Raw genomic sequence first — 17,840 nt, forward strand, 5'->3', positions numbered from 1 at the left:
TTCTCCAGCGCCGGGCTCTCATAGTCGCGTCGCAAAACGAGTCGTGATGATGGAGAGACGACATGAAGAGAGATGGGATTGTGCGGATCAGGCGCGCGGCGCTTGCCGCGGCGGTGACGCTGATCGGCAGCGGGGCTTTTGCGGCTGATCTTGCAGAGCGCATGGCGCCCGCGGAGGCGCCGGTGGATATCGCGGCGCAGAGCCCCTGGCAGATCCGCGTGCGCGGGCTTGGCGTCATCACGAACGATTCGGGTTATGTGGACGCGATCCCGGGTTCGGGCTTGACCTATTCCAATACGGTCGTCCCGGAACTCGACATTTCCTACTTCTTCACGGACAATATCGCGGCGGAACTCATCCTCGGCACCACCTATGCGAACGTGAACGCGGCGGATTCCATCGCCGGCCTTGGCAAGGTCGGCAAGACCTGGCTCCTGCCGCCGACGCTGACCCTGCAATATCACTTCACCGACTTCGGTGCATTCAAGCCCTATGTCGGCGCGGGCGTGAACTATACGCTGTTCTATAACCAGTCCGGTTCCGGTGATTTCACCGATCTCGACGTCAAGAACAAGGTCGGCGCGGCCCTGCAGGTCGGCTTCGACTATATGATCGACCAGCACTGGGGCGTGAACTTCGACGTGAAGAAACTGTTCCTGGAGCCCGAATGGAAGGTCAACTACCAAGGGACGCCGCTGACCGGCAAGGCGAAGCTGGATCCGTGGCTGGTGGGTGCCGGTATCACCTACCGCTTCTGAGGACGAATCGGCTTATGGCCGGGTGCTCACAGGTTCTCAATACTGCGTGAAGCCCGGCCATCGGCCATGAAATTGCGCTGCCCGTCGCCTATCTGCCTTCCCATGAGGAAGCAGCTTTTCATCATTGGCCTTGCCCTGGCATTCCCGCTCGCCGGCGCCCGCGCGCAGGAACCCGTTGTCGCCCAGCCGGCGCGGACGGTCGCCGAGACGCTGTCTGCGGCCTCGTCGCTGTCGCAGCTGAAGGCGGTCGTCGTCGCGCATAACGGCAAGATCGTCGCCGAGCGCGGTTATGGCGGGCATACGCCGGCCGAAAGCGCGAACATCAAGTCGGCGTCGAAATCGATCATCTCGGCCCTCGTCGGCATTGCCATCGCCAAGGGCCTGCTCGAAGGCGTCGACCAGCCGATCGCGCCCATCCTTGCCAGCGACCTGCCGGCGGAACGTGACCCGCGGCTCGGCCGCATCACCATCGGCAACCTGCTTTCCATGCAGGCGGGGTTGGAGCGCACCTCCGGCGGCAATTACGGGCGCTGGGTCGCCAGCCGCAACTGGGTGCGTGCGGCGCTCGCCATGCCCTTCGTCGACGATCCGGGCGGGGCAATGCTCTATTCCACGGGCTCGACGCATCTTCTCTCGGCTATCCTGACGAAGGTCGGCGGCAAGTCGACACTGGCGCTGGCGCGCGACTGGCTCGGCCCGCTCGACGGTTTCCGCATCGGTGCCTGGGACCGAGACCCGCAGGGCATCTATCTCGGCGGCAACCAGATGGCGATGAGCACACGCTCGCTGCTGGCCTTCGGCGAGCTCTATCGCAATGGCGGGCGCACCGCCGACGGCACGCAGCTCGTGCCGGAGGACTGGAATTGCCAATCCTGGCAGTCGCGCACCAATTCGCGCTTTTCCAACGACGGGTACGGCTACGGATGGTTCGAGCGGGTAATCGGCGGCAAGACGGTTCACTATGCCTGGGGTTTTGGCGGCCAGATGCTCTATATCGTGCCCGACCTCGGCCTGACCGTCGCCATGACGTCCGAAGAGGGCGATCCTTCCGCCCGCTCCGGCTATCGCGACAACCTGCATGACCTCCTTGCGAAGATCATTGGCACGGCTGAGAGCTGATCAGTTCGCGGCGCGACGATAGAAGGCGAGTGAGCCCGCAAGCGCCAGCAATGCGCCGCCGCAGACGCGGTCGAGCCAAGCAGCGCCCGATGTCTTGAGCATGCGCGCGGCCTGCGAGCCGAGTGCTGCGTAACCGAACATTACCAGGAAATCGATGGCTGCGAAGACAAGCGCGAGCAGTGCATATTGCTGCGTCTGAGGGGCTGCTGGATCGATGAATTGGGGCAGGAAGGCCGAGAAAAATAGGTAGCCCTTGGGATTGGTTACGGCGACCAGCAGGCTTTTGGAGAAGATCGCCTGCGACGTCTTGCGGTCGGCGGCCTGCATGTCGTCGAGAGTGCGGCCGAGCGAGCCGGTGGAACGCAGCATCTGGATGCCGAGGAAGGCGAGATAGGCCGCACCCAGCCATTTGACGACCGAGAACCAGAATTCCGAAGCCGCCAGCAGCGCGCCGAGGCCAAGCGCGACTGCGCCGATCAGCACGAAGTCTGACAGAACGGCGCCAACCATTCCGGGAAGTGCCCGGCGGATGCCGTAGCGCGAACCGTTGGTGAGGGCGAGAAGCACAGTGGGGCCGGGCGTGGCAATGCCAATGAAGGCGACGGCGGCGAAGGCGATGAGGGTAACGGATGTCATGGTGGTTCCTCCTGGGAAAATGCTCCCACGCTTCCGGCCCTCGTGCAAGCGGGAGATTTGACAGACGGGCCGCGAAGACCTATGTGCAGTGCAGGGTGAGAGCCCCTGCCGTCCGCGAGCGCAAGCTTTGGTGAAGTCTCTCTTAGGATAATCGGTCTTCCAGCATCACGCATGCGAACCGGTGGCAATGCGGGCTCCCTCCGAAATGACGCATGCAGACACTGGAGTTCCGACATGCGTCCTCTCTCGACGCCCCTTCCTTCCATCGATACCCTGAAAGACCAGGCGAAGCGGCTGCGTGTGCGCTTTGCGGACGAGATGCAGCCCGTTTCGCATTCACGTGCCCTGGAGCTGATCGCGGCCCAATACGGCTTTCGCGACTGGAATACGTTGCATGCCGCGGTCGGCAACCGGCCGCCGTTCAATCCCTGGATGCTTGGCTCGCGCGTGCGCGGCACCTATCTTGGCCAGCCGTTCGATGCCGAGGTCATCGGCGTGCAGGCGCTGACCAGCCAGCCGGGCCGCTATCGCATGACACTGCATTTCGACACGCCCGTCGATGTGGTGACCTTCGACAGTTTCTCCGCCTTCCGCCAGCGTGTGAATTGCACCGTCGACGAAACGGGGCGGACGCTGGAGAAGACCTCGAACGGCCGGCCCCATCTGGAACTGGAGTGGTGAGGCTCAGAACGAGCCCTGGAACCGCGCAGCGAGACCGCTGACCTTGAAGTCGGCGGTCTCGTCGGTCTCCTTGCGCACGAGGTGGCTGTATTCCAGCGCCACGGCCGCGCCCTTCGCGAGCGTGTAGGTGAGGGTCGCCGTCGTGGCATTCGTGCGTGTCCGATAGTCGTAGGCGAGCCAGTCACTGTAGGCCTGCTCGAAGGCGAGGCTGAGCTTCAGCTTCTCCGTCAGCGCGGTTTCCAGCGCCAGGCTGAGCGTCCGTACATCCTCGCCCAGGGGATCATCGATGTCGGCAAGTGCGATATCCCGTGACAGCTTTCCCTTGAGCGCCACCGTGTCGGTGATCGCCCAGGTGAGTTCGGTTTTCAGGAACGGACGGGTCGGATCGACGCTCGCGCCCAGGTCCGGGCTCTCAACGCGCACCAGACCCGCCTCCGCCAGCAATGTCACGGCGCCGAACACGCGGCCGAAGGCGATCGAGCCGCGCAGGGTCCGTGCGGGGTAGCGCTCGAAATTGTCCTGGGGATCGCCTGGAATACGGTTGGTGCGATACTGCACCGTTGCACCCACCTCGCCGCCGAGCAGCGGGCGGATATGCCCTGCCGTTACTTCGTAGAGCGTGTTGCCGCCCTCAAGCTGCACACGCGGCAGTCCCGGAATTGTCAATCGCGCCTTGCCGGGGCCGAAGCGGGCGAGTGATGCCGTGAGGTGGCTCTTGCCGCCCGCGTGCTCGATCGTGAGGCCCGTGCTGGCATTGGCAAGAATGTCCGCCTGCCGGTAGCCGATGAGAAGGCCGGGCAGGGCGAGCAGGACATCGCCCGTCTGCCGGTGTTCGATACTGCCGCGAAGCGTGAACTTGACAGCCTTGCCGATATCGCGCGCAAGGCCGATTTCAATGCCTGCCGCGCGCTCGTCCGCGAAACGGTAGCGGGGCACCCGCCGCGCCCGCGTCGTCACCGCATAGGCGATATCGGTTTCCTCTAGGTCGAAGCTGCCGCGAAGGCTCAGCGCTGCTTCGGCGAAGGAGGCGGGAAGCCGCGTCGTGTCCTTGAAGATATTCGATGTGCGGCCACTACCGAATGTGTAATCTATGGTTGAATCCGCCAGCGACGGATTGCCGCCTGCCACCAGCAGGATCGTGGCCAGCATGGCCTGTGAAATACGCATCCGGTTCCGCGCCCCATATCGGTTATCGGCTCGAAATCCTGGACTTATGTGGTTAAAAAACCCTCAAAGGTTGAGATATTGCAGGTAAATCCCGCGATACTTCCGCAATGGTTGCATTCCGGAAGTATTCGTTAAACTTGTCTACGTTATGGTTAACTCTTTGCTATATCGGGCAAATCCGGTTGTGTTGATGGAATCTTACATTACTTTTAGTTGTGCATCTTTGAGGTGCGCAACCAAAGGAGAGAGACCATGAACAAGACCCGCATCATCGCAATCGCTACCGTGATCGCTCTTGCCGGTGCCGGCCAGGCGTCCGCCGGCGGCCTGCTCGGCCTCGGCATCCTCAGCGGCAACAAGACCAAGACCGGCGGCATCGTGATCGCCCCGAGCGTCGGCGTGGGCGTCGGCAACGTCCTCAGCGACAACAATGTCCTGAACGGCGTGCTGAACAACAGCCTGAACGGCACGCTTTCGGGCGTGCTCAACGGCTCGGCCCTCGGCATCCTGAGCGGCAGCGGCGGCAGCGATTGCGGCTGCAAGAAGCGCAGACACTGACCGTAATCCCCACCCTGTCCCTGTGGTCAGTGGCCCGGGAGAGCTTGCTCTCCCGGGTTCCTCATTCTAGGGGGGTGCGGAAGATCAGCCGGCCAGATCGATGACGCCGCAGTCGCCCGTCTCGCTGGCGAAGGCAAGCAGCTTGCCGTTGCGGTTCCAGCCCATCGATGTGATGGCACCCTTGCCGGGGCGGCGCAGCAGCACTTCACGGCTGTCGGCAAAGCGGGCCGCCAGAACCATGCCGTCGGAATAGCCGATGGCGACGACATCTTCCGCCGGATGACACGAGACGCAGGTGACCATGACATCGGCGCGGGTGCCGAGTTCGAGCGGCGGCTTGCCCATCGGGCCGTCCTTGGCCGAGAAGGGCCAGACGATGGCGGCGGGCGCGCCGGAAGACGCGAGCCATTTGCCCTTGGCGGACCAGGAGAACGATTTCACCTTGGCAGGGTAACCCGTCATGCGCATATGGCGGGTGTCGGCACCCGCTTTCGGATCGAGCTTCCAGCCGTGCAGGGCGTTTTCCTGCATGGTGGTGACGACGAAGCGGCCGTCCGGCGAGAAGGTGATGCCGTTATGCGCGCCCTTCCATTCCAGTTCGACCGGCTGGGCCGCCATCGCGACCCAGTGCAGCGAAACGCCATTGTAACGGGCGATCCCGATGCGCAGGCCTTTCGGCGCGAAGGCCATGCCCTCGACGGATCGGCTTTCGGGAAATTCCTTGATCGTGCCGTCTGCCAGCCGTACGCGTGCCGTGCGTCCCTCGGCGAAGCCGACGGCGCCCTGCGGACCGGCCGCCACGACGGATATCCACTTGCGCGGCACCTCCGCCAGCAAGGTCGCGGTGCCGTCGGCGGCGATGCGCTGCACCTTGCCGTCTTCGCCGCCGGTGATCAGCGTATCGTTTGCTTCGTCGCGCACGCAGGCCAGCAGGCCGTCATGCGCCTCTGTGGCCTTCTGGCCATGATCGAGACGATGGATGACGCCGGAGGCGGAGGCGAAGAACGGCACGTCGCCGAGAAAGGCGGTCGCGACGACATGGCCGTCGAGATCGAGAGGGGCGACTGTCGGCATTACACGTCTTTCCTGCGTATGGCGTTATCCGAAAACCGTGTCACACTGTCCGGCGTCATGCCTTCTGTGCCTCGCAGGCCTTGAAGGTCCGTTCGATCTTCTCGCGATCGAGATCGCGGCCGATGAAGACGAGGCGGCTTTCCCGCTTCTCGCCGTCCTTCCAGGCGCGCTGGTGATCGCCTTCGACGATCATGTGTACGCCCTGCACGACATAACGCTCCTCGTCGCCGGCAAAGGCGATGATGCCCTTCAGGCGCAGGATGTTCGGGCCGTCCGTCTGGGTGATCTTCTGGATCCAGGGGAAGAAGCGTTCCGGGTTCATCTCGCCGCCGCGCAGCGAAATCGACTGCACCGTCACGTCATGGATCGGCGAGACGCCGTGGTCATGACCATGGTGATGGTGGTCATGGTCATGATCGTGGTGGTGATGATCGTGATCATGGTGGTGATGATCGTGGTCGTGCCCATGATGATGGTGATCATGGCCGCAATCGGGGCCGCAGACATGGTCAGGATGATCGTGATCGAGGAAGTGCGGATCGTTTTCGAGCGCCCGCTCCAGGTTGAAAGCGCCCTGGTCGAGAACCTTGGTGAGGTCGATATCCGAGCGGGTCGTGCGATGGATGCGGGCGGACGGGTTGATCACGCGCACCGTTGCCTCGATCCTTGCAAGCTCTTCGGGGCTGACGAGGTCGGTCTTGTTGATGAGCACGACGTCCGCAAAGGCGATCTGGTCCTCGGCCTCGCGGCTGTCCTTGAGGCGCAGGGGCAGGTGCTTGGCATCGACCAGTGCGACGACCGCGTCGAGTTCGGTCTTCTGGCGAACATCGTCGTCCATGAAGAAGGTCTGGGCGACCGGAACCGGATCGGCAAGGCCCGTCGTCTCGACGATGATGGCGTCGAAGCGGCCGGGGCGGCGCATCAGGCCTTCCACGACGCGGATCAGGTCGCCGCGCACGGTGCAGCAGATGCAGCCATTGTTCATCTCGTAGATTTCTTCATCCGACTCGACGATCAGGTCGTTGTCGATGCCGATCTCGCCGAACTCGTTGACGATGACGGCGTATTTCTTGCCGTGGTTCTCCGTGAGGATACGGTTGAGCAGCGTCGTCTTGCCGGCACCGAGATAGCCGGTGAGCACGGTGACGGGAATGGGCTTGGGAAGAGCTGTTTCGGTCATGGGAACCTCGAGGGATGGGACGTCTGGTCCGTCGTCGCGACTGATATAGGAGATCGAACGGGCCAGCGCAAATGCCGTCAGCGAAGTGTTTCGACGTCGAATCCGTCAACATCCTCGATAAGGCCGACAAGACCGCGCACGGCGTGCATGATCAGTTGTTCGCCCTTTTCGGCCGTCGCGGCACTGGCGTCTCCGGCCACGCCCAGCGGATTGAGGTCGGACATCTTCCAGCCGAAGGCGTGCGGGCCGTAGGCGCGCAGATGGGCGAAACGCGCGGCGAATTCCGTCTGACGGGAGCCGAAGCGCTCCGCCTTGTCCATCCGTACCTTTTCGGGGTGCAGCGCCAGCATCACGGAGGTCTCGATGTCTCCGCCATGGATGTCGATCGCCTTGTCCTCCGGCTTGATCCACCCGTCCGGCTGGCCGAACCGCGTCCAGGCCGTCGCCACGACAAGCATATCGAAACGCACGCGCGCTTCCGTCGCCACGATGGTCATCAGCGGTGCGTTGCCGCCATGCGCGTTTAGCAGAACGAGCTTGCGCAGGCCGAAGCGGTTGAGATCCTCGGCGATGCGCAGCCACCGTTCGATAGCGACGGCATAGTCCAGCGAGCGTGTGCCGGGCACGTCGAGATGCTCCGGCGAATAACCGATGGGTTCTGCAGGCAGGAAGGTTACGGGCAGGTGCGCCGGCAGGACGGCCATCAGGCGCTCCGCAATGCCCTCGGCGATCAGCGTGTCGGTTTCGAACGGCAGGTGGGGGCCGTGGCTCTCATGGGCGCCGAGCGGCAACACGGCAATCCAGCCCGCGCGGTCCGCCGGCGCAAACATGGGGTCGTTTTCGGTCCACCGCATCTTCGGATGCGCCATGCCTGCCTCCGATCCTCACTTGCCGCCAGCCTTCAACCTGAGTCATACAAGGACAGGCCCGTGATGCAAGGGCGTGGAGCGAGGCGATCGATGGGCAAGAAGCACAAAGACGGCAAGGACGGAAAGAAGGCCAAGAAGAAGAAATCGCACGATGCCGTTTCCGGCTCGGGTCTTGCTGCGGCCGTCGTGAATGCGGCACGATCCATGCGTACGGTGCTTTCCCGCAATCTGCTCGCCACCGGCCTCTATGCCGGTCAGGATGGGGTGATCCTCGCGCTTGCCGAAGAGGGCGGGCTGACCGCCGGGGCGCTTGCCAACCGGCTCGGCGTCAAGGCACCGACCATGACGCGCACGATCGGGCGGCTCGAAGCGCAGGGTTTCGTCGAACGGCGGGCGGATGGCACGGATGGTCGCCTGACCGTCGTGCATCTCACCGAGGCGGGGCATGCCTCCATCGAGAAAATCACCGAGGCGGGACGATTGAGCGAGCAGCAGGCTGCCGAGGGCCTGAGCGAAAAGGACGTCCGCAATCTCCTGAAACTGCTGCGGGCCATGGACGAAAACCTGCACGGCGCAGGGCCCGACGACGCCCGGGACAGCGAAAAGACAGTTGCCGACGAGATTTAAACTGTTTAAATAAACGGTTTTAAACGCGCAGGATGGCGCGGTCGCCGGGGAGGGGTCGTGGCACAGAAAATCAAGCTTTCCACCATCGCGGAGACGCTCGGCGTTTCCACGGCGACGGTGTCGCTTGCGCTGAGGGACAGCCCGCTGGTGGCGGCGTCGACGCGCGACCGGATCAAGGAGCAGGCCCGCGCGCTCGGCTATATCTACAACCGTCGCGCAGCGAGCCTGCGCACGTCGCGCTCCGGCATCATCGGGGTCGTGGTGCATGACATCATGAACCCGTTCTACGCGGAAATCCTGAAGGCCATCGAAAGCGAGCTGGACCGGGACCGGCAGACCTTCATCCTCTCCAACCACTACGATTCGGTCGAAAAACAGCGCAACTTCGTCGAGACCCTGCTTCAGCTCGGCGGTGACGGTGTCATCATGTCGCCGGCGATCGGCACGCCGCCGGAGGATATCCGGCTTGCCGAGGACAACGGCATGCCGGCGATCCTGATCGCGCGCTCCATCGAGGGGCTGGACGTGCCGATCTTCCGCGGTGACGACAGCTATGGAATCTCGCTTGCCACCAATCATCTGATCGGCCTTGGTCATCGCACCATCGCGATGGTGGGGGGCACGGACCAGACCTCCACCGGCCGCGATCGCTACCAAGGTTACGTGAACGCCTTGCGCAAGGCCAATATCGAGGTCGATCCCAGCCTGCGCATTCCGGGGCCACGCACCAAGCAGGGCGGTTTCGAGGCGGCGGTGCATTTCCTGTCGCTGCCGCAGAAGCCGACGGCAGCCGTCTGCTGGAACGATCTCGTGGCCATCGGCCTGATGAACGGCATCGCGCGCGCCGGCCTCGTGCCCGGTCGCGACGTCTCCGTCACCGGCTATGACGACCTGGAGGAGGCGGCAATCGCCACGCCCGCGCTCACCACGGTGTGGAACGGCCAGTCGGAAGTGGGACGCAACGCCGCGCGTGCGCTCCTCGACAAGCTGTCCGGCAGCCACGAGCCTGACGGCATCCATCTCATCAAGCCGGAAATGCGCATTCGCCAGTCCACCGGACCGCTGAAGCCGCATCCGGAAGGTTGAGAGGTCGACGTCCATGGGCAAGCCGCGCATCCTTATTCCGGGCATCATCCGTGAACGTGTCGTCGATCGCCTGAAGGAGGCTTTCGACATCGTGCGCATCGACAGCGCGGACCCGTCGCTGGTGGCGCGGTCCGAAGCCGCCTCGGTGTCCGGGGTGGCGGTTTCCGGGCGGTTCGACGCGTCGATGATCGCGCATCTGCCGGCGCTTGAGATCATCGCGAGTTTCGGCGTCGGCTATGATGGCGTGGACGTGTCGGCGGCTGTCGAACGCGACGTCGTCGTGACCAATACGCCTGACGTCTTGAACGACGAGGTTGCCGATACGGCGATCGGGCTTCTGCTCAACACCGTACGCCGTTTCCCGCAGGCAGAGGCGTGGCTGCGCGAAGGGCGCTGGCAGCGCGATGGCGCCTTTCCGCTCTCGCCGCTCAGCCTTCGCGGTCGCAAGGCCGGCATCTATGGGTTGGGGCGCATCGGCCTGGCGATCGCACGGCGACTGGAAGGCTTCGGCGTCGACATCGCCTACCACACCCGCCGGCCGCGCGAAGGCGTGTCCTATGAATACCATCCCTCGCTGATGGCCCTGGCGCAGGCGGTCGATATCCTGATCGCGATCGTGCCCAAGACGCCGGAAACGCATCGGACGATCGATGCTGATATCCTCCAGGCGCTGGGCGGCAACGGGGTGCTGATCAATGTCGGACGCGGCTGGACCGTCGATGAGCCGGCGCTTATCGCTGCGCTGAAGGACGGCGTTATCGCCGCCGTCGGGCTCGACGTGTTCTATGACGAGCCGAACGTTCCTGACGGCCTGCTCGATCTGCCGAACGTCTCGCTTCTGCCGCATGTCGCGTCCGCCTCGGTTGCGACGCGCGACGCGATGGCCGACCTCGTTGCCGATAATCTCTTCGCCTGGTTCGAGCGCGGCCAGGCCGTGACGCCGGTGCCGGAAACGCCCTTTACCCGCAAATCAGGCCAGCATCCGGAAAGTCTTCGTTAACCATTCGGCAAGCTTGCGAGCGCATGCTTTTCGTGTCGAATCGCGCGAAGGAGATTTCCATGAAGACGCTCACAATCGCCGCTCTGGCCGCTGTCGTCTCCCTGGGGCTCTGGGCCGCCCGTGACCGGGCTCCGGACGTGGATCCGATGGTGTCGGGTTCCATTCCCAGCCCGTCGGCCGGTCACAGCTACACGATCACCAACGCTGTCGCAAAGACCGCCTGCCTTGCCGAACGCGGTGCGGCGATCTCGGGACGCAGCACGCGCTTTACCGCCGGTCCGGATTGCGATGCCGTATGGCCCGGCCTTGCCGGTGCGCGGACATGGACGCAGAACGGCGACGGTACCGTCGATGTGCTGGATGCGCGCGGCGAGCCGCTTCTCACAGTCGTCGATGGCGATGGTCTGGCTTATGAGGCCGTCGAACCGGCCGATGCCATGGTCACCTTCATCGCGGCGGACTGAGCGACCTATTCGGCCGCCGTCCTATGCGCAATGCCGTGCCTTGTCGCAGCGTAATCGCGCACGGCCTCGCCAAAGGCGGCAAACAGCTTGTTGGAAGGCTGATCGGAACCGACCCAATATTCCGGGTGCCACTGTACGCCGACCGCAAACGCCTTCGCGCCGATGACGGAGACCGCTTCGATCGTGCCGTCTTCCGCGACCGCTTCGACGGCCAAGCGCGGCGCCATGTCCGAAATGGCCTGGCGGTGCAGCGAATTGACCTGGATTTCCCCGGCGCCGACGACGCCCGCAAGGCAGCTGCCTTCCTTGACGATCACCTTCTGGCGGATGCCATAGGCGACATCGAGTTCGGGCGTGTCGGGCTTGCGGTGGTCCCATATGCCGGGCTGTTCCTGAATCTCGTTGGCAAGCGTCCCGCCGAGCACGACGTTGAGCTCCTGAATGCCGCGGCAGATGGCAAGCAACGGAATGCCGCGCTCCAGCGCGCGCTTGATGAGCGGCAGGCTGGTCGCGTCGCGGGCGCGGTCATAGGGGCCTTCCGCTTCGGTTGCCTCCTTGCCGTAAAGCGAAGGATGCACATTCGTGCGCGAGCCGCTGACGAGAAGCCCATCCACCCGGTCGAGGATGCCGTCGAAGTCGTTGTCCGCATCAAGCGCCGGCACGAGAAAGACGGTGACATCGGCGCCTTTCACGGCGGCGCGCACATACTGGTTCGGGGTTGCCTGCCAGACGTTGCCTTCGATCTCCCTGATATCGGCGGGAATGGCGACGACGGGTTTCGACATGCTGGGCTCCAGGGTAAGAAATACCAAAACAGGATTTGATATCAAATCCTGTTTCAGTCAATTCCTCTTTTCAGGCGAAATGACGACGGCCGCCGTTCCTCACCGGTGCCCATCATCCGTGGGACCACTATTTTCCGCGGGTGGATTCGAAAATAATTGTTAACCAAACATTTGTGAATTTAGGTTGTACCCAGCAGTTATTCGTACGCTTTTTGGATAAATACTTTCGCGTATCCTCATCCCTATAGTTGCGCAATCAGCCTATGGAGGGTTGAGTATCTTTACTTTCCGCCTTTATTTTGCAATATTTGGTTGAAACTGTTCTTCCTGGGTTGGGGGTGCGCGCGAAAATTGCCGGGTGAGTCCCCCGTTATTGGGTAATCTCCCGAAATCATTCATTAAATTTTGGCCGGTAACCCTCGCATGCCATAGGGAGTGCCGAGTCCATGACGGATAAGGGTCAAAACACACTGCCGGCTGATGTATACCTGTCGTTCGTCAGCTCGCTGTACGGAAACCGTCAGACCCTTTTCGTGGGCATGATTTCGCATGTCATCACGTTCGCCTTCGTATTCGCTAAGACCTCCGATCCCTTCTTCCTGCTGTGGAGCGCGTTCGTCGTGCTCATCTGGTCGCTGCGCGCGCATGGCATGCGCCGGTTCGACCGCGCTGACAAAACCGCGCTCGACATGGCGGGCATCCGCTATTGGGAGAACTGGTACAATCTGGGCGCGGTCGGCACCACATTCGCGCTGGGCACGGCCTGTTGCTACAGCCTGGTCGTCAGCCGCGATGCCTTTGCGGAGATCGCCTGTATCTCCGTGACCTTCGGCACCATGGTGTCGGTCGTCGGTCGAAACTATGGCTCGCCGAGGACCGTCAACTACATGGTTCTCGCGGCCTGCCTGCCAATCGCCGCCGGCTTCCTGGCTTTACAGGATTTTTATCACGCGGTTCTCGCCACGCTTGTCCTGCCTTTCGCGATGACCACGCGTTCCATGGCCAACGGCGTCCGCACGTTCCTGTACGAGAACGTGCTTGCGGCGCGCGACCTCGCAACGATCGCCGACCGTTTCGACACGGCGCTGAACAACATGCCGCACGGCCTGTTCATGCTGGATGCGGACCATCGCATTCTGGTGGCCAACCGGCGTGCCTGCGAGCTTTTGCATCTCGGCAGCCAGGACCGGCTGAAGGATTGCCACCTCGATCTCGTCCTGCGCTACGGCGTGCGCAACACGTTCCTGAACCTGGAGCAGAGCAAGGCGATCCTGCGCCAGCTCCAGGAGCTTCTGAGCGGTGACCGCTCGCGTGCTCTCTTGCAGGTCAGGGAGGGACTGTATCTCGAGTTCACCGCGGCGCGCCGGGAAAACGGCGGCGCCGTGCTCATTTTCGAGGATGTCACAGCGCGTGTGCGGGCGGAAAACAAGATCCTCCACATGGTGCGTTACGACAGCCTGACCGGGCTTCCCAATCGCGCCTACTTCTCCGATCTCGTTCAGGATGCGCTTACGGAGCGCAAGAAGCCCGGCATGGTGGGCTTCATGGTGCTCGACGTCGACGATTTCAAACATGTCAACGACATGAAGGGACACATTACGGGCGACCGCCTCCTCTGCGCGATCAGCGAGCGGCTGCGTCGGCTTGCGACGGACAAGATCGTCGTCAGCCATCTGATGGGTGATGAATTCATCCTGTTCTTCCCGAACGAAGCCAATCGTCGCGACTTGGAGGCACGCATGCGCCGCTTCCATGAGCAGCTGCGCGGCACCTATGAGTTCGACGGCATGACCTTCCTCGTCTCGTTCAGTGCGGGATGCGTGATGGTGCCGAGCGACGAGTTCCGGCTGGATGAAATGCAGATCCGCGCCGACCTCGCGCTGTTCGAGACGAAGTCCCGAGCCAAGGGCAGCGTCACCGTCTTCGAAGAAGAGATGGACGCCCGCTACGTGGATCGCCAGAAGCTCAAGGAAGACCTGCGCGAAGCCTTGGCCGCCGATGCGTTGTCCGTCGCTTACCAACCGATGTTCGTCCCTGATGGCACGAGTATCGAATGCTGCGAGGCGCTTGCGCGCTGGACGCATCCCGAACGCGGCGCCGTTGCGCCGAATGTCTTCATCCAGATTGCCGAGGAGATGGGCATCGTCTCCGAGATCACCCGCTTCATGATCAACCGCGCCTGCGCCGATTGCGCGACGTGGCCGCCGCATATGAGCGTCTCCGTCAATCTCTCCGTTCAGGACCTGCGTGGAACGTCGATCATCGGCGTTGTGACGGAAGCATTGGAGGCGGCCGGGCTTGCGCCGCACCGCCTGCATCTGGAGGTGACCGAAAGCTGCCTGATGGAAGAGCCGGTCAAGGTGCAGGCCATCCTGCAGGAACTGCGCGCCCGCGACATCACCATCGCCATCGACGATTTCGGCACGGGCTATTCGAGCCTCAGCTATCTCGATCAGCTTCCGCTCGACGTCATCAAGATCGACCGGTCCTTCGTGCGCAACATCGGCGAGGACGCGCGCCGTTTCAAGCTTCTGCGCGGCACGGTCAACCTGTCGCGGGAACTCGGGTTGCGCATCGTCATCGAAGGTGTCGAGACGCAGGAGCAGCTCGCGCTTATCAACAAGTATCACTGCGCCGATCTGGTGCAGGGCTATGTCTTTGCGGCGCCGATGTCGCCTGATGCCCTTCGCGACCGCTATGAAAGCCTCGCCCGCAAGCCGGGTGAAGCGCGCCGCCGCGGCCGCCGCGTCGCCTGATCCATCCCCCGTTCACTCGAAAACCCACCGCTTGCATCAGTTTATGCAAATTTAGCGTTAACCATATATTAAGGTTAATGAATGGTATTTTACACAAATTGTCTTATATCGCTGATTATCAGTCCGGGGATGTCGTATCGCCGGTGTGTATTCGGGGGTGTTGGGCTATGGCGAGCGTTGGAACGGTGGCCAATCGCTTTTCTGAGAAACTGCTGGGGCTGCTTGACGGGGTGGAGTACCGCCGCGTCGAGACGAGCGAGGACATGGAGGATATCGCCCGCATCCGCTACAAGGCCTACAAGGCCGGCAGCGTGATGCATCTGGGCGAGGAGACGCCGCTTCTCATCGATGAAGTCGACTTCGACAGTCATGCCTATGTCTTCGGCATCTATTACGAAGAGCGCCTGATCTCGACGGTTCGTCTGCACCACGTCACGCCCGATCACCGCGTGACCTCGTCGGGCAAGGTGTTCCCGGACGAGACCAAGGCGTTTCTCGATGCGGGCCTGACGCTGATCGACCCGGTGCGTCTGGCGGCCGATCCCGAAATCTGGAGCGAGATGCCGGCCATTCCGTATCTGACATTGCGCCTGGCGACGATGGCGGCCGACTATTTCGATGCCGATCGCGTTCTCCAGATGGTGAAGCCGGCGCATGCAGCCTTCTACAAGCGGGTGTTCGATGGCGACTTCGTGGCATCGCCGAAAAGCAACCAGGGCAAATTCATCATCGACCTGATGCTGATGGCGACGCGCTGCAAGGACGTGCGGTCCTCGCTCTATGCCCGTTTCCCGTTCTTCCAGTCGGAGCCTTTCGAGCGGCGCATGCTTTTTGCCCGCGGTGACGATATGCCGTTCAGCCCGTTGACGGTACGGCCGACAGCGCGCCTTGCCGACAGCCATCGCCGGATACAGCTATCGGGCGGCGCTTACGCTGGATGAGCCTTGCGCCCTTATGTCGCAGTGCAGGCCGGTTTCACCCGAAACCGGCCTGCATCGTTTTCGGAAGGAGAAAGTGGCCAAGGCTAAGTCACCCTTGCCGTTGCGCTTTGGCGTTCCATTGTGTATGGCCTGAACAACGTGCGCTTCTGGCGCTTGGGGAAGAGCCGGGCCGCTACGCAGGCCCGACGGATGTAAGCGCTCATCGGATGGGGGATTTCCGGCTGGCGAGCGTGGCTGCTTAGGAGAAGGTGACTATGGCTGAACATCATACCGGACCGATCGAAATGGGCGCTCCGATGGATTATCCCGAGCACGAGAAGACCTACAATCTCTTCATTGCAGGCGCCAAGTACGGCACGCTGATCTGCGTCGCCCTGTTGATCGCCATGGCTGCCGGTTTCTTCACCAGCGCCGGCTTCTTCAGCGCCTTCCTGCTTTTCATCATTCTCAACGTCGCCGGTTTCTTCCTGCTTCGTTAATCCAGACATCTGCATTCCGCAGCTTGTTCCGGCGCCATCCGGCGCCGCGATTCTACACGGCCAGTCTCGGGGGGAGGACCACGGTTTGAGTCAGTGTGTTTTTGTTGCGCGTGAAAGTGATACGGCAGAAGGTCGTGTCGCGGCTTCCGTGGAAACCGTCAAGAGAATGAAAGGCCTCGGGCTGGACGTGCTCGTCGAGGCCGGAGCGGGGCTTAAATCCCGAATTCTCGATGCCGACTATGAAGCTGTCGGCGCGCGCATCGTCGGGGCCGAAGAGGCCAGGTCCGCCGATGTCGTTCTGAAGGTGCGCCGGCCCACATCAGGGGAAACCACCACCTACAAGCCCGGCGCCATCGTCATCGCCACGATGGATCCCTACGGCAACGAAGTCGCCATCGCCGAGATGGCGAACGCCGGCCTCACCACCTTCGCCATGGAACTGATGCCGCGCATCACGCGCGCCCAGTCGATGGACATCCTGTCCTCGCAGGCCAACCTTGCCGGCTATCAGGCCGTCATCGATGCGGCCCATGAATTCGACCGCGCCATGCCGATGATGATGACCGCAGCCGGCACGGTGCCGGCCGCCAAGGTCTTCGTGATGGGCGCCGGCGTGGCAGGGCTTCAGGCCATCGCCACCGCCCGCCGCCTCGGTGCCGCCGTTTCCGCGACGGACGTGCGTCCGGCCGCCAAGGAGCAGGTCGCTTCACTCGGCGCCAAGTTCATCGCCGTCGAGGACGATGAGTTCAAGGCTGCCGAAACCGCCGGCGGCTATGCGAAAGAGATGTCGAAAGAGTACCAGGCGAAGCAGGCCGCTTTGGTGGCGGACCATATCGCCAAGCAGGACATCGTCATCACGACGGCGCTCATTCCGGGTCGCCCGGCCCCGCGCCTCGTGACCCGCCAGATGCTCGCCGCCATGCGCAACGGCTCCGTTGCGGTGGACCTCGCCGTCGAACGCGGCGGCAATGTGGAAGGCGCCGAGCCCGGCAGGATCGTCGAGGTCGAGGGCGTCAAGGTCATCGGCTATCTCAACGTGCCGGGCCGCATCGCGGCCTCCGCTTCCGCGCTCTACGCCAAGAACCTGCTGACGTTCCTGGAGACCATGGTCGACAAGGAAACGAAATCGGTTTCGGTCAATGTCGAGGATGAACTCGTCAAGGCGACGATGCTGACCAACGGCGGCGCCGTTGTGCATCCGAACTTCGGCGGCTCCGTTCAGCAAGGGGAGGGCAAGTGATGGCGAACGAACTTCTCGACAAGGCAATCACTGATCTAGAACGTGCTGTCGAAGCCGTTCGCGCGGCATCCGAATATGTGCCGGATGCGGCGGCAGCTGCGGCCCATGGCGTTTCCGGCGGTGCGATCGATCCCTTCGTCTTCCGCCTGGCGATCTTCGTGCTGTCGATCTTCGTCGGCTACTACGTGGTGTGGTCGGTCACGCCTGCGCTGCATACGCCGCTGATGGCCGTCACCAACGCGATCTCGTCGGTCATCGTGGTCGGCGCGCTTCTGGCGGTCGGCATCTCGCTCTCGGGTGTGGCGACGGGCTTCGGCTTCGTTGCGCTCATCCTCGCCTCCGTCAACATTTTCGGCGGCTTCCTCGTCACCCAGCGCATGCTGGCGATGTACAAGAAAAAAGAGAAGTGAGGGCGGCCCG

19 protein-coding genes are annotated in these 17,840 nt (G+C 62.8%); 13 read left to right on the forward strand and 6 right to left on the reverse strand.

The genetic code is table 11. From position 1 onward, the window contains the following. Positions 1-62 precede the first annotated feature (62 nt). Together GR158_RS14170 and GR158_RS14175 are read left to right on the forward strand one after the other, a co-directional pair. Positions 63-758, forward strand: coding sequence for an OmpW family protein (locus GR158_RS14170; protein ID WP_160871528.1), 696 nt, complete (start codon positions 63-65; stop codon positions 756-758). A 102-nt stretch (positions 759-860) separates the two neighbouring features. Continuing rightward, positions 861-1,877, forward strand: a complete 1,017-nt coding sequence (locus tag GR158_RS14175) for a serine hydrolase (RefSeq protein WP_160871529.1) — start codon at positions 861-863, stop codon at positions 1,875-1,877. Here the strand turns inward: GR158_RS14175 and GR158_RS14180 are convergent, their stop codons facing one another. After that, complete coding sequence (locus GR158_RS14180) at positions 1,878-2,513, reverse strand: LysE family translocator (RefSeq protein ID WP_160871530.1); 636 nt, start codon at positions 2,511-2,513, stop codon at positions 1,878-1,880. A 234-nt stretch (positions 2,514-2,747) separates the two neighbouring features. On the opposite strand from GR158_RS14180, the gene GR158_RS14185 reads away from it, so the two are divergent. Further along, complete coding sequence (locus GR158_RS14185) at positions 2,748-3,194, forward strand: glyoxalase superfamily protein (RefSeq protein WP_160871531.1); 447 nt, start codon at positions 2,748-2,750, stop codon at positions 3,192-3,194. 3 nt (positions 3,195-3,197) lie between these two features. Here GR158_RS14185 and GR158_RS14190 read toward each other — a convergent pair whose 3' ends face one another. After that, positions 3,198-4,361 carry an outer membrane beta-barrel protein gene (locus tag GR158_RS14190; RefSeq protein ID WP_160871532.1) on the reverse strand — a complete coding sequence of 388 codons (1,164 nt, stop codon included), beginning with the start codon at positions 4,359-4,361 and terminating at the stop codon, positions 3,198-3,200. Between the two features lie 252 nt (positions 4,362-4,613). Between GR158_RS14190 and GR158_RS14195 the strand changes: the two genes are divergently transcribed. Beyond that, positions 4,614-4,919, forward strand: coding sequence for a hypothetical protein (locus tag GR158_RS14195; RefSeq protein ID WP_230639993.1), 306 nt, complete (start codon positions 4,614-4,616; stop codon positions 4,917-4,919). 84 nt (positions 4,920-5,003) lie between these two features. Here GR158_RS14195 and GR158_RS14200 read toward each other — a convergent pair whose 3' ends face one another. From GR158_RS14200 to GR158_RS14210, 3 genes are all read right to left on the reverse strand, one after another. Further along, positions 5,004-5,993 (reverse strand): WD40 repeat domain-containing protein, encoded by a 990-nt coding sequence (locus GR158_RS14200; RefSeq protein WP_160871533.1) that lies wholly within the window; start codon positions 5,991-5,993, stop codon positions 5,004-5,006. Between the two features lie 55 nt (positions 5,994-6,048). Next, positions 6,049-7,173, reverse strand: a complete 1,125-nt coding sequence (locus GR158_RS14205; RefSeq protein WP_160871534.1) for a GTP-binding protein — start codon at positions 7,171-7,173, stop codon at positions 6,049-6,051. Between the two features lie 77 nt (positions 7,174-7,250). Further along, the gene (locus GR158_RS14210; RefSeq protein WP_160871535.1) at positions 7,251-8,042 is read right to left on the reverse strand and encodes a creatininase family protein; all 792 of its coding nucleotides are present in this window, start codon (positions 8,040-8,042) and stop codon (positions 7,251-7,253) included. 90 nt (positions 8,043-8,132) lie between these two features. Here GR158_RS14210 and GR158_RS14215 point away from each other — a divergent pair, with 90 nt between their 5' ends. Genes GR158_RS14215 through GR158_RS14230 form a run of 4 tightly spaced genes read left to right on the forward strand, consistent with a single transcriptional unit; the run spans position 8,133 to position 11,219 of the window. Continuing rightward, entirely contained in the window at positions 8,133-8,669 is a 537-nt protein-coding gene (locus GR158_RS14215) for a MarR family winged helix-turn-helix transcriptional regulator (RefSeq protein WP_134645971.1), read from the forward strand. 57 nt (positions 8,670-8,726) lie between these two features. Next, positions 8,727-9,755: a LacI family DNA-binding transcriptional regulator gene (locus GR158_RS14220; protein ID WP_134645969.1), complete on the forward strand. Its 1,029-nt coding sequence runs from the start codon at positions 8,727-8,729 to the stop codon at positions 9,753-9,755. Positions 9,756-9,768: 13 nt separating this feature from the next. Beyond that, entirely contained in the window at positions 9,769-10,755 is a 987-nt protein-coding gene (locus GR158_RS14225; RefSeq protein ID WP_160871536.1) for a 2-hydroxyacid dehydrogenase, read from the forward strand. 59 nt (positions 10,756-10,814) lie between these two features. Further along, positions 10,815-11,219, forward strand: a complete 405-nt coding sequence (locus tag GR158_RS14230; RefSeq protein ID WP_160871537.1) for a hypothetical protein — start codon at positions 10,815-10,817, stop codon at positions 11,217-11,219. Positions 11,220-11,224: 5 nt separating this feature from the next. Here the strand turns inward: GR158_RS14230 and GR158_RS14235 are convergent, their stop codons facing one another. Continuing rightward, positions 11,225-12,004, reverse strand: a complete 780-nt coding sequence (locus GR158_RS14235; RefSeq protein WP_134645963.1) for a gamma-glutamyl-gamma-aminobutyrate hydrolase family protein — start codon at positions 12,002-12,004, stop codon at positions 11,225-11,227. A 446-nt stretch (positions 12,005-12,450) separates the two neighbouring features. Here GR158_RS14235 and GR158_RS14240 point away from each other — a divergent pair, with 446 nt between their 5' ends. The 5 genes from GR158_RS14240 to GR158_RS14260 all read left to right on the forward strand — a co-directional run bounded on the left by GR158_RS14240 (position 12,451) and on the right by GR158_RS14260 (position 17,830). Then, on the forward strand, positions 12,451-14,760 hold the full coding sequence (locus tag GR158_RS14240) for a bifunctional diguanylate cyclase/phosphodiesterase (RefSeq protein ID WP_134645961.1): 2,310 nt from the start codon (positions 12,451-12,453) through the stop codon (positions 14,758-14,760). Between the two features lie 167 nt (positions 14,761-14,927). Beyond that, complete coding sequence (locus GR158_RS14245) at positions 14,928-15,701, forward strand: hypothetical protein (protein ID WP_134645959.1); 774 nt, start codon at positions 14,928-14,930, stop codon at positions 15,699-15,701. A gap of 254 nt (positions 15,702-15,955) precedes the next feature. Continuing rightward, positions 15,956-16,180, forward strand: coding sequence for an aa3-type cytochrome c oxidase subunit IV (locus GR158_RS14250; RefSeq protein ID WP_134645957.1), 225 nt, complete (start codon positions 15,956-15,958; stop codon positions 16,178-16,180). A gap of 85 nt (positions 16,181-16,265) precedes the next feature. Further along, the gene (locus tag GR158_RS14255; RefSeq protein ID WP_160871538.1) at positions 16,266-17,420 is read left to right on the forward strand and encodes a Re/Si-specific NAD(P)(+) transhydrogenase subunit alpha; all 1,155 of its coding nucleotides are present in this window, start codon (positions 16,266-16,268) and stop codon (positions 17,418-17,420) included. Further along, positions 17,420-17,830: an NAD(P) transhydrogenase subunit alpha gene (locus GR158_RS14260; RefSeq protein ID WP_023515780.1), complete on the forward strand. Its 411-nt coding sequence runs from the start codon at positions 17,420-17,422 to the stop codon at positions 17,828-17,830. Before GR158_RS14255 ends, GR158_RS14260 begins: the two co-directional genes overlap by 1 nt. Positions 17,831-17,840 lie beyond the last annotated feature (10 nt).

The organism is Shinella sp. AETb1-6, from assembly GCF_009826875.1.
Lineage (GTDB): Bacteria > Pseudomonadota > Alphaproteobacteria > Rhizobiales > Rhizobiaceae > Shinella > Shinella sumterensis.

Excerpts from the sequence above, each read along its gene's own strand:
- GR158_RS14180 (WP_160871530.1), bottom strand. The coding sequence starts at position 2,513 with ATGACATCCGTTACCCTCATCGCCTTCGCCGCCGTCGCCTTCATTGGC.
- GR158_RS14170 (WP_160871528.1), top strand. The coding sequence starts at position 63 with ATGAAGAGAGATGGGATTGTGCGGATCAGGCGCGCGGCGCTTGCCGCG.
- GR158_RS14175 (WP_160871529.1), top strand. The coding sequence starts at position 861 with ATGAGGAAGCAGCTTTTCATCATTGGCCTTGCCCTGGCATTCCCGCTC.
- GR158_RS14245 (WP_134645959.1), top strand. The coding sequence starts at position 14,928 with ATGGCGAGCGTTGGAACGGTGGCCAATCGCTTTTCTGAGAAACTGCTG.
- GR158_RS14190 (WP_160871532.1), bottom strand. The coding sequence starts at position 4,361 with ATGCGTATTTCACAGGCCATGCTGGCCACGATCCTGCTGGTGGCAGGC.
- GR158_RS14240 (WP_134645961.1), top strand. The coding sequence starts at position 12,451 with ATGACGGATAAGGGTCAAAACACACTGCCGGCTGATGTATACCTGTCG.
- GR158_RS14205 (WP_160871534.1), bottom strand. The coding sequence starts at position 7,173 with ATGACCGAAACAGCTCTTCCCAAGCCCATTCCCGTCACCGTGCTCACC.
- GR158_RS14215 (WP_134645971.1), top strand. The coding sequence starts at position 8,133 with ATGGGCAAGAAGCACAAAGACGGCAAGGACGGAAAGAAGGCCAAGAAG.
- GR158_RS14260 (WP_023515780.1), top strand. The coding sequence starts at position 17,420 with ATGGCGAACGAACTTCTCGACAAGGCAATCACTGATCTAGAACGTGCT.
- GR158_RS14195 (WP_230639993.1), top strand. The coding sequence starts at position 4,614 with ATGAACAAGACCCGCATCATCGCAATCGCTACCGTGATCGCTCTTGCC.
- GR158_RS14235 (WP_134645963.1), bottom strand. The coding sequence starts at position 12,004 with ATGTCGAAACCCGTCGTCGCCATTCCCGCCGATATCAGGGAGATCGAA.
- GR158_RS14185 (WP_160871531.1), top strand. The coding sequence starts at position 2,748 with ATGCGTCCTCTCTCGACGCCCCTTCCTTCCATCGATACCCTGAAAGAC.
- GR158_RS14230 (WP_160871537.1), top strand. The coding sequence starts at position 10,815 with ATGAAGACGCTCACAATCGCCGCTCTGGCCGCTGTCGTCTCCCTGGGG.
- GR158_RS14210 (WP_160871535.1), bottom strand. The coding sequence starts at position 8,042 with ATGGCGCATCCGAAGATGCGGTGGACCGAAAACGACCCCATGTTTGCG.
- GR158_RS14200 (WP_160871533.1), bottom strand. The coding sequence starts at position 5,993 with ATGCCGACAGTCGCCCCTCTCGATCTCGACGGCCATGTCGTCGCGACC.
- GR158_RS14225 (WP_160871536.1), top strand. The coding sequence starts at position 9,769 with ATGGGCAAGCCGCGCATCCTTATTCCGGGCATCATCCGTGAACGTGTC.
- GR158_RS14250 (WP_134645957.1), top strand. The coding sequence starts at position 15,956 with ATGGCTGAACATCATACCGGACCGATCGAAATGGGCGCTCCGATGGAT.